At 67.8% G+C, this 8,182-nt stretch carries 9 protein-coding genes and 1 rRNA gene; 6 read left to right on the top strand and 4 right to left on the bottom strand.

Annotated features, from left to right (window positions below; all coding sequences use genetic code 11):
* Nucleotides 1–163 precede the first annotated feature (163 nt).
* A complete protein-coding gene (locus B9S61_RS17500; RefSeq protein ID WP_103543105.1) occupies nucleotides 164–988 on the bottom strand; it encodes a hypothetical protein in 825 nt (274 codons plus the stop codon).
* Nucleotides 989–1,150: 162 nt separating this feature from the next.
* Between B9S61_RS17500 and B9S61_RS17505 the strand changes: the two genes are divergently transcribed.
* The 3 genes from B9S61_RS17505 to B9S61_RS17515 all read left to right on the top strand — a co-directional run bounded on the left by B9S61_RS17505 (nucleotide 1,151) and on the right by B9S61_RS17515 (nucleotide 3,566).
* The gene (locus B9S61_RS17505; RefSeq protein WP_103543106.1) at nucleotides 1,151–1,948 is read left to right on the top strand and encodes an ABC transporter ATP-binding protein; all 798 of its coding nucleotides are present in this window, start codon (nucleotides 1,151–1,153) and stop codon (nucleotides 1,946–1,948) included.
* Between the two features lie 93 nt (nucleotides 1,949–2,041).
* Nucleotides 2,042–2,473, top strand: coding sequence for an NfeD family protein (locus B9S61_RS17510; RefSeq protein ID WP_103543107.1), 432 nt, complete (start codon nucleotides 2,042–2,044; stop codon nucleotides 2,471–2,473).
* Nucleotides 2,474–2,618: 145 nt separating this feature from the next.
* On the top strand, nucleotides 2,619–3,566 hold the full coding sequence (locus tag B9S61_RS17515) for an SPFH domain-containing protein (RefSeq protein ID WP_103543108.1): 948 nt from the start codon (nucleotides 2,619–2,621) through the stop codon (nucleotides 3,564–3,566).
* A gap of 114 nt (nucleotides 3,567–3,680) precedes the next feature.
* Here the strand turns inward: B9S61_RS17515 and B9S61_RS17520 are convergent, their stop codons facing one another.
* From B9S61_RS17520 to B9S61_RS17530, 3 genes are all read right to left on the bottom strand, one after another.
* Nucleotides 3,681–4,187, bottom strand: a complete 507-nt coding sequence (locus B9S61_RS17520) for an HNH endonuclease (RefSeq protein WP_103543109.1) — start codon at nucleotides 4,185–4,187, stop codon at nucleotides 3,681–3,683.
* 207 nt (nucleotides 4,188–4,394) lie between these two features.
* Nucleotides 4,395–4,934 carry a YbhB/YbcL family Raf kinase inhibitor-like protein gene (locus tag B9S61_RS17525; RefSeq protein WP_103543110.1) on the bottom strand — a complete coding sequence of 180 codons (540 nt, stop codon included), beginning with the start codon at nucleotides 4,932–4,934 and terminating at the stop codon, nucleotides 4,395–4,397.
* Nucleotides 4,935–4,983: 49 nt separating this feature from the next.
* Nucleotides 4,984–5,766: a sporulation protein gene (locus B9S61_RS17530; RefSeq protein ID WP_103543111.1), complete on the bottom strand. Its 783-nt coding sequence runs from the start codon at nucleotides 5,764–5,766 to the stop codon at nucleotides 4,984–4,986.
* A 159-nt stretch (nucleotides 5,767–5,925) separates the two neighbouring features.
* Between B9S61_RS17530 and B9S61_RS41585 the strand changes: the two genes are divergently transcribed.
* The 3 genes from B9S61_RS41585 to B9S61_RS17545 all read left to right on the top strand — a co-directional run.
* A complete protein-coding gene (locus B9S61_RS41585; RefSeq protein WP_219819926.1) occupies nucleotides 5,926–6,081 on the top strand; it encodes a hypothetical protein in 156 nt (51 codons plus the stop codon).
* Nucleotides 6,078–6,689, top strand: a complete 612-nt coding sequence (locus B9S61_RS17535; RefSeq protein ID WP_103543112.1) for a DNA-3-methyladenine glycosylase — start codon at nucleotides 6,078–6,080, stop codon at nucleotides 6,687–6,689. The genes B9S61_RS41585 and B9S61_RS17535 overlap by 4 nt, the downstream gene beginning before the upstream one ends.
* A 531-nt stretch (nucleotides 6,690–7,220) precedes the next feature.
* Nucleotides 7,221–8,182: ribosomal RNA gene (locus B9S61_RS17545) — 16S ribosomal RNA — on the top strand; the annotation flags it as partial.

Raw genomic sequence — 8,182 nt, forward strand, 5'->3', positions numbered from 1 at the left:
GGGCGGCACGGGTGGGCGCGACGGCACCCCGCAGGCGCCGGGCAGCGCGACTCACCCCCGGGCCGACCCCAACGCCGGACCACCCCGCAACCCCGTCCCCCGTCACCCCCACCTGCTCCCGCAGCGGCACCGGCACCGGCACCGGCACCCGAGCCAAAAGGCCTCACCTCACCCCCCGCTCCTCCACAACGGAGTTGTACGCGGCGACCAACGCCCGCCGAGCCGTCCGCTCCACCGGCCGCAAGGCCCCCGCCCGCGCCGACATCTCCGACGCACTCACCGCACCCCCGTGCCCCACACCCTCCGCCAGCGAAACCAGCACCCCCACCCGCTGCGCCAGCGCCAGCACCCGCACCGCCCGAGGCGGATACCCCGGCGCCAACACCTCCACCCCCCGCGAGACAGCCCCGGAGGCAGACGCGGAGGAGACCCCGGCACCCGACACCCGCGCCCGATACGCCTCGATCGCCGCCTCCGCCACCGGCCCCGACCCGGCCACATCCAGCCGCGTCAGCACCTCCGTCGCCTCCCGCAACGCCTCCGTCAGCTCCCGCTCCGCCTCCCCGAGCGAGGGCACATCGGCCGGCGGCGCCTCCCGCACCGGCAGGCAGTGCCAGACCACCTCGACATGCACGTCACCGTCGGGCCCGGCCTCGTACACCTCCGGCACCAGCCCCAGCGCGGCCCCGGAGCAGACCACCGCCTCCTCCGCCTCCAGCGCCCGCGCGTTGAACTCCGGCGGCCCGCTCAGCCCCAGCGGATGCCCCGGCGCGGGAAGCGCCACCCGCAGCCCGCCCACCCCGAGCGCCCGCAGCCGCCCCAGCGCCAGCGTGAGCCCCACGGGAGCGGACTCACCCGGCAGCCCCGTCACCCGGTGCACCGCGTCCTCCCCGACGATGGCGAGCACGGCGTCATCCGGCGAGACGAGTCCGGCCAGCAGGGCGTTCCCCCAAGCGGCAAGGCGTCCAGAGCGAGGTTCCGAGAGCATGCGTACACCCTAGACAGAGGCCAAGAACCGGACCGGAGGAATGTCCGGGTCGGCCGGTGGCGTAGATTTCATGATGGGCTGCGCCCACGGGTGCGGCGGACCGACCACAAGTCGTACGCGACAGCCGAGACCGGCCACACTGCAAGGGGAGACAACGCGCTCATGAGCGATGTTCTGGAGCTTCAGGACGTATCTGTGGTCCGTGAGGGCCGGGCTCTGGTGGACCAGGTCTCCTGGTCGGTCAAGGAGGGCGAGCGCTGGGTCATCCTGGGCCCCAACGGCGCCGGCAAGACCACCCTCCTGAACCTCGCGTCCAGCTACCTCTACCCCAGCACGGGTACCGCCACCATCCTCGGCGAGACCCTCGGCAAGCCCGGCACCGACGTCTTCGAGCTGCGCCCCCGCATCGGCATGGCCGGCATCGCCATGGCCGACAAGCTCCCCAAGAAGCAGACGGTCCTGCAGACCGTGCTCACCGCCGCCTACGGGATGACCGCCGGCTGGCAGGAGGAGTACGAGGAGATCGACGAGCAGCGCGCCCGCGCCTTCCTCGACCGCCTCGGCATGTCCGAATACCTGGACCGCAAGTTCGGCACCCTCTCCGAGGGCGAACGCAAGCGCACCCTCATCGCCCGCGCCCTGATGACCGACCCCGAGCTGCTGCTCCTCGACGAGCCCGCCGCCGGACTCGACCTCGGCGGCCGCGAGGACCTCGTACGCCGCCTCGGCAGGCTCGCCCGCGACCCGATCGCCCCCTCCATGATCATGGTCACGCACCACGTCGAGGAGATCGCCCCCGGATTCACCCACGTCCTGATGATCCGCCAGGGCAAGGTCATGGCAGCCGGTCCGCTGGAACTCGAACTCACCTCCCGCAACCTCTCCCTCTGCTTCGGCCTCCCGCTCGTCGTCGAGCAGGTCGGCGACCGCTGGACCGCCCAGGGCCTCCCGATGGCCTGAACCGGCACGAGAACCAAGACCCGGGGCCACAAGGTGCGTTCAAACTGATCGGCGCCCTGTCGGCGACCGGGTGCGCGGTCCTACCATGGCCGGGTGGACATCGACGCATGGCTGTGGTGGCTGATCGGCGCGACGGTACTCGGCATCGGGCTCGTGATCACCGCGATGCCCGAACTCGGCATGCTCGCGGTGGGCGCCGTCGCCGCGGCAGTGGTCTCCGGCATCTTCGGCGGCGGAGCCGTCGCCCAGGTCGCGGTCTTCGCCGTCGTCTCGACCGCGCTCATCGCCCTCGTACGCCCCATCGCCCGCAGACACCGCGTCCAACGGCCCGAACTGGCCACCGGGATCGACGCCCTGAAAGGCAGACAGGCCGTCGTACTGGAACGGGTCGACGGATCCGGCGGCCGGATCAAACTGGCCGGCGAGGTCTGGTCGGCACGCGCCCTCGAGACCGGCCGCGCCTATGAGGTCGGCCAGGAAGTGGACGTCGTGGACATCGAGGGAGCCACGGCCGTCATCATGTGACCCGCACGACACAACTGGGGCGAACAACCTCCCAGTTGCGCCGATGGTCTGTCAGACTCGACCAGCAAGATCTTCAACCGCGAGATCTTCCACAGGCAGCAGTCGCCGCAGGCGCCGAGGCTAAGAAGGGTTCGGGAAACCGACGATGGAACCGATCATCATCGTCCTGATCATCCTGGTGGTGTTGGTCTTCATCGCCCTGATCAAGACGATCCAAGTCATCCCACAGGCCAGCGCGGCCATCGTCGAGCGCTTCGGCCGCTACACGCGGACACTCAACGCGGGCCTCAACATCGTCGTCCCGTTCATCGACACCATCCGCAACCGCATCGACCTGCGCGAACAGGTCGTCCCGTTCCCGCCGCAGCCGGTCATCACCCAGGACAACCTGGTCGTCAACATCGACACCGTCATCTACTACCAGGTGACCGACGCGCGGGCCGCCACCTACGAGGTGGCCAGCTACATCCAGGCCATCGAGCAGCTCACCGTCACCACCCTGCGCAACATCATCGGCGGCATGGACCTCGAGCGGACCCTCACCTCCCGCGAGGAGATCAACGCGGCCCTGCGCGGGGTCCTCGACGAAGCCACCGGCAAGTGGGGCATCCGCGTCAACCGCGTCGAGCTCAAGGCCATCGAACCGCCCACCTCCATCCAGGACTCGATGGAGAAGCAGATGCGCGCCGACCGCGACAAGCGCGCCGCCATCCTTCAGGCCGAAGGTGTCCGGCAGTCCGAGATCCTGCGCGCCGAGGGCGAGAAGCAGTCCCAGATCCTGCGCGCCGAAGGCGAGGCCAAGGCGGCGGCCCTGCGCGCCGAGGGCGAGGCCCAGGCCGTCCGTACGGTCTTCGAGGCCATCCACGCCGGCGACCCGGACCAGAAGCTGCTCTCCTACCAGTACCTCCAGATGCTCCCGAAGATCGCCGAGGGCGACGCCAACAAGCTCTGGATCGTCCCCAGCGAAATCGGCGACGCCCTCAAGGGACTCTCCGGCGCGATGGGCAACTTCGGCGGCCTGGGCGGCAACGGCGGCACCTCGGCTCCCAGCGTCCCGGCGCAGGAACGCAGGGAGAAGCCCTCGATCGACTAGGGGCACCTTGGTGGCACAGGTTCCCCGCAGCCCCTCAGGGGCGCGGGGAACTGCGCGATCAACCACAACGCACCCACAGTCAGCCAACTCGCCCACGCACCCATGGCGCATCCCTCACGCGGCGTCCAGCGCCAGCCACTCCGGCAACGCCTCGAACTCCGCGGCGCCCAGCGCCAACAGCATCGCGTCAGCCGGCGTCGGCTCGAACGGCCTGCGCAGCAACGGCATACCGGCCTGCTCAGGCGTCCGGTTGGCCTTCCGGTGGTTGTCCTCCGCACACGACGCCACCGTGTTCAGCCACGTGTCCTGCCCGCCGCGCGACCTCGGTACCACGTGGTCCACCGTCGTGGCCCGCCGCCCGCAGTAGGCGCAGCGGTGCCGGTCCCGTACCAGAACGCCCCGCCTCGACCAGGGCGCTTGTCTTCGGAACGGCACCCTCACGTAGTGGCAGAGTCTGATCACCCGGGGCGCCGGTATGTCGACCGCGGCCCCACGCATCCGCAGTTCGGGGTGGGCCTGCTCGACGACGGCCTTGTCCTGGAGCACCAGAACGACGGCTCGGTTCAGCGTCACCGTCGACAACGGCTCGAAGCTCGCGTTCAGCACCAGCGTGTCCCGCATACCAGCCCACCTCCCGTGCGCACCGGCCCACCCCTCGGCGGACCGGGAACAACTCTGGCCGGGCACGCCGAGATGGACAACGCAATATCCGCTGCTCCCGCGGGAGGCGGCCCCGCGACCTCCGGCAACAAAAATGCCCACCCCTGATCAATTCCAAGACCAGGGGCGGGCAAACGTTCGGTGAACGCTCACGGCCGCTCGGACCGCTCAGGACTCCGCGGGCACCTCGTACTCACCGATCAGATGAGCGCGGGCGATCGTGTGGAACCGCAGGTTGAAGCCCACGACGGCAGGAGACACGTCCGAGTCCGGACCCAGCTTCTCCGTATCCACGGCGTACACCGTGAACACGTACCGGTGCGGCCCGTCCCCGGGCGGCGGCGCGGCACCACCGAAGTCCTTGCTGCCGTAGTCGTTGCGCACCTGTACGGCGCCCTCCGGCAGCCCTTCGAACGAGCCGCTGCCGGCACCGGCCGGCAGTTCGGTCACCGAGGCCGGGATGTCGAACACCACCCAGTGCCAGAACCCGCTGCCCGTCGGGGCGTCCGGGTCGTAGCAGGTCACGGCGAAGCTCTTGGCCTCCGGCGGGAAGCCCTCCCAGCGCAACTGCGGCGAGGTGTCGCCGGCCGACCGGACCTGAGCATCGCCGAGCGTGGCCCCCTCCTTCACATCCTCGCTCGTCACCGTGAACGACGGCACGGGCGGATGGAAGTCGTGGGGGAGCGGCCGCCGCTTGAGCTCGGTCACCTCGGTACCTCCTGATCGTCTGCGTTCGGTCGGAACCGAGCCTAGGACCCTAGAACCAGTTGCGCTTGCTGCCGACCTCCGACAGCCACTGGTTGAGGTACACCGTCCAGTCCGTGCCCTGGTAGTCGTTCAGCCCCACCTTGAAGGAACGGAAGGTGTCGCTGCCCTCGCCGAACAGACCCGGCTTCTTGTCCATCTCCAGCACGACGTCCATGGCCTGCTCGTCGGCCACGAAGCTCAGCTCGACCTGGTTCAGCCCCCGGTACTGCTGCGGCGGGAAGAACTCGATCTCCTGGTAGAACGGCAGCTTCTGCCGCGTACCACGGATGTGGCCGCGCTCCATGTCCGCGCTCTTGAAGCGGAAGCCCAGCTGGATGAACGCGTCCAGGATCGCCTTCTGCGCCGGCAGGGGGTGCACGCTGATCGGGTCCAGGTCACCGGAGTCCACGGCGCGCGCGATGGCCAGCTCGGTGGTCACACCGATGTTCATGCCGCGCAGCGACTGCCCGTCGATCATCGTGATCGGCGTCTCCCACGGGATCTCCAGGCCGAACTGCACGGCGTGCACGGCGCCCGCCTGGAGCTCGAAGGCACCGCCCAGCGACGACTTCGTGAACTCGATGTTCTGCTTGTACTCCTCGTCGCCGCTCTCCACCTCGACCTTGGCCTGCAGGCCGACCGACAGACCCTCGATCTGCTGGTTCACGGATCCTCCCTGGATCCGTACCTCGCCCTGGACGACCCCGCCCGGAACGACGTTGACCTCGTGCAGCTCCGTCTCGACCGAGGCCCCGCCGGCTCCCAGACTCGCCAGCAGCTTCTTGAACGCCATGTCTCTCCCCTTTGTCGTCCCGCATCGCTTCAGTGCAAGGACCGCTGATCCCTAACAACGCGATCCGGCCGTGGCCGGTTCCGTCGACCCCCACCCTGGCAAGTGCGGCGTCCGGTGGACACCCCGTGGCACCGGCCGTCTCCAGTACCCTCGGACGGCATGATCGCGACCCCCGACCGTACGCCCCTGCCCAGGAAGTTCCCCGACCGCCCCGCCCCGGACGGTCCGACCGCCCGCCGTCCCACCCAGGTGGAGTGCCGGCCCGGACAGGCGTACGTCCCCTCCGCCCACGGCACGTCGAGGCGGTCGGCATGAACGTCGGCGTCCTCTCCCGTTCGGCCGAGGAGGTCGCCCCCGAACTGCTGGGGAGCGTTCTGACCTGCAAGACCTCCGAGGGGACCGTGAGCCTCGCCATCACGGAGACCGAGGCGTACTCCGGTACGGCCGACCCGGCCTCCCATGCCTACCGAGGCCGGACACCCCGCAACGCCATCATGTTCGGACCCGCGGGGCACCTCTATGTCTACCGGTCCCACGGTCTCCACTGGTGCGCCAACGTCGTCACCGGGACGGACGGCATCGCCTCGGCCGTCCTCATCCGGGCGGGCAGGGTCATCGAGGGGGAGGAGCTGGCACGCGCACGGCGAGGGGAGAAGGTGGAGAGCCCGCGTCTTGCCCGGGGGCCGGGGAACTTCTGCCAGGCACTCGGCATCACGGGAGAGCACAACGGCGCGGACCTGCTGCGGGGTACGTCGGTCACGTTGTCCGAGGGCGAGCCGGTGCCCACCTCGCTCGTCCGGGTCGGCCCCCGGGTCGGCGTGAGCAAGGCCCATGACTGGCAGCACCGGTTCTTCCTCGCCGGTGATCCGACGGTCTCGGCGTACCGGCTGAGCCCGAGAGCCAAGCCGTCCGCCGGAACCTGAGCCGCAAGTTGACTCGACTTCGGAAGGTGCGTAAGGTAGTCCGAGCCGCTTGACCCGGGTACGGCGATCGTCTGCAGCCGGAAGCGGCCAACCCACTACCTACGATCACCCCTCAGCGGGGTCGAATGCGTCATGTCCGCATGCGTGAATTCGAAACCGCAGCGCCCGATTATGAATCGGACGGAGGAATCGGTTAACGTAGTGAATGTCGAAAGGCCGACAGGCGAAAGCCGCAGGCTCGACGGCAAACCCGCCGACTGGGAATCAGGTCCGAAAGGCTCTGGTAGAGTCGGAAACGCCGAAGGGAAGCCCGGAGGAAAGCCCGAGAGGGTGAGTACAAAGGAAGCGTCCGTTCCTTGAGAACTCAACAGCGTGCCAAAAGTCAACGCCAGATATGTTGATACCCCGTCCATCCGGTTTCGGATGGACGAGGTTCCTTTGAAGAAAACACAGCGAGGACGCTGTGAACCATCGGATCATTCCTCCGGTGGTTCCGCTCTCGTGATGTGTGCACCCGATTACGGGTAAACATTCACGGAGAGTTTGATCCTGGCTCAGGACGAACGCTGGCGGCGTGCTTAACACATGCAAGTCGAACGATGAACCACTTCGGTGGGGATTAGTGGCGAACGGGTGAGTAACACGTGGGCAATCTGCCCTGCACTCTGGGACAAGCCCTGGAAACGGGGTCTAATACCGGATACTGACCCTCACGGGCATCTGTGAGGGTCGAAAGCTCCGGCGGTGCAGGATGAGCCCGCGGCCTATCAGCTTGTTGGTGAGGTAATGGCTCACCAAGGCGACGACGGGTAGCCGGCCTGAGAGGGCGACCGGCCACACTGGGACTGAGACACGGCCCAGACTCCTACGGGAGGCAGCAGTGGGGAATATTGCACAATGGGCGAAAGCCTGATGCAGCGACGCCGCGTGAGGGATGACGGCCTTCGGGTTGTAAACCTCTTTCAGCAGGGAAGAAGCGAAAGTGACGGTACCTGCAGAAGAAGCGCCGGCTAACTACGTGCCAGCAGCCGCGGTAATACGTAGGGCGCGAGCGTTGTCCGGAATTATTGGGCGTAAAGAGCTCGTAGGCGGCTTGTCACGTCGGTTGTGAAAGCCCGGGGCTTAACCCCGGGTCTGCAGTCGATACGGGCAGGCTAGAGTTCGGTAGGGGAGATCGGAATTCCTGGTGTAGCGGTGAAATGCGCAGATATCAGGAGGAACACCGGTGGCGAAGGCGGATCTCTGGGCCGATACTGACGCTGAGGAGCGAAAGCGTGGGGAGCGAACAGGATTAGATACCCTGGTAGTCCACGCCGTAAACGGTGGGCACTAGGTGTGGGCGACATTCCACGTCGTCCGTGCCGCAGCTAACGCATTAAGTGCCCCGCCTGGGGAGTACGGCCGCAAGGCTAAAACTCAAAGGAATTGACGGGGGCCCGCACAAGCGGCGGAGCATGTGGCTTAATTCGACGCAACGCGAAGAACCTTACCAA

This window comes from Streptomyces sp. SM1, from assembly GCF_002910825.1.
Classification (GTDB): domain Bacteria; phylum Actinomycetota; class Actinomycetes; order Streptomycetales; family Streptomycetaceae; genus Streptomyces; species Streptomyces okerensis.

Excerpts from the sequence above, each read along its gene's own strand:
- B9S61_RS17500 (WP_103543105.1), bottom strand. The coding sequence starts at position 988 with ATGCTCTCGGAACCTCGCTCTGGACGCCTTGCCGCTTGGGGGAACGCC.
- B9S61_RS17505 (WP_103543106.1), top strand. The coding sequence starts at position 1,151 with ATGAGCGATGTTCTGGAGCTTCAGGACGTATCTGTGGTCCGTGAGGGC.
- B9S61_RS17515 (WP_103543108.1), top strand. The coding sequence starts at position 2,619 with ATGGAACCGATCATCATCGTCCTGATCATCCTGGTGGTGTTGGTCTTC.
- B9S61_RS17520 (WP_103543109.1), bottom strand. The coding sequence starts at position 4,187 with ATGCGGGACACGCTGGTGCTGAACGCGAGCTTCGAGCCGTTGTCGACG.
- B9S61_RS17530 (WP_103543111.1), bottom strand. The coding sequence starts at position 5,766 with ATGGCGTTCAAGAAGCTGCTGGCGAGTCTGGGAGCCGGCGGGGCCTCG.
- B9S61_RS41585 (WP_219819926.1), top strand. The coding sequence starts at position 5,926 with ATGATCGCGACCCCCGACCGTACGCCCCTGCCCAGGAAGTTCCCCGAC.
- B9S61_RS17535 (WP_103543112.1), top strand. The coding sequence starts at position 6,078 with ATGAACGTCGGCGTCCTCTCCCGTTCGGCCGAGGAGGTCGCCCCCGAA.